The sequence below is a fragment of the Martinezella lusitana genome (genome assembly GCF_016901135.1).
Classification (GTDB): Bacteria; Pseudomonadota; Alphaproteobacteria; order Rhizobiales; family Rhizobiaceae; genus Rhizobium; species Rhizobium lusitanum_D.
The window spans coordinates 1-776 of sequence record NZ_JAFEVL010000071.1; the positions used below are offsets into that span (position 1 = coordinate 1).

Here is a 776-nt window from a genome sequence, read left to right on the forward strand (position 1 = left end):
CTTAGGAGGCGGAATAATGATCTCCACGATCTCGCCAAGACGTGTTAGCAGAAGATCACGGGTCGGAGCTCCGTCATAGGCGCCATCACCGATAAACTTGGCAACTGGGCCATCAATCTGATCCAGAAGCTCTGGCAAAGCGGTTGGATCGCCAACATCATCCGTGGTTAGATCCGCGCAGACAATCTCACCGTTGACAAGATCAAGACCAACGTGGAGTTTGCGCCATCTTTTGCGCGTTTCACCTTGATTTTGTGCTTGTTTTCCAGCCATTCGCCCTCACCGAAGACCTTCAAACCCGTGCTGTCCACCACCAGATGAACCGGCCCCGATGTTCTGGTTCCGGGCCTCGTTGAGGGCAATGCCAGCCCTTTGCTCCGGCGTGACAGGGTGGAGAAGTCAGGCGCCATGATTGTCACGTTGATCAATGTCGCGATACTGCGTATCAGGCCCTGCGTCTGGCGCAGTGGTAGCCCGTAAACAACGCGTAGGGTCAGACACATCGTAGTCGCAAGATCCGAGTATTTCGGCTGGCCACCCCGAGATCTCCGGCGCGAAGCAGACCAAAGAGAAAGCGACTCATCGCTCACCCAGATGGTCAAATCGCCACGTTGGCGAAGGCTTTCATTATATGCCGCCCAATTCGTGACCTTAAGCTTCTGCTTGGCTATCTTGTCCCGTCGGTCGGCATTGAACTTATGCGGCATCGGAAATATCCTGGGTCCCAAAACGGACGCCTGATATCAGCAGCCACCAGATCGATGCAACAACGTCGG

General features: G+C 54.9%; 2 protein-coding genes. Both read right to left on the bottom strand.

Annotated elements, in window-relative coordinates; translation table 11 throughout:
• Positions 1–273 (bottom strand): transposase (locus JTP94_RS35700; protein WP_246755414.1); only part of this gene is annotated, 273 nt, incomplete at its 3' end.
• Entirely contained in the window at positions 168–707 is a 540-nt protein-coding gene (locus tag JTP94_RS29440; RefSeq protein WP_246755415.1) for an IS5 family transposase, read from the bottom strand. The genes JTP94_RS35700 and JTP94_RS29440, both read right to left, overlap by 106 nt.
• Positions 708–776: the final 69 nt, after the last annotated feature.

What these genes read in the sequence shown, in the direction of transcription:
- JTP94_RS29440 (WP_246755415.1), bottom strand. Translation starts at nt 707, where the DNA reads ATGCCGCATAAGTTCAATGCCGACCGACGGGACAAGATAGCCAAGCAG.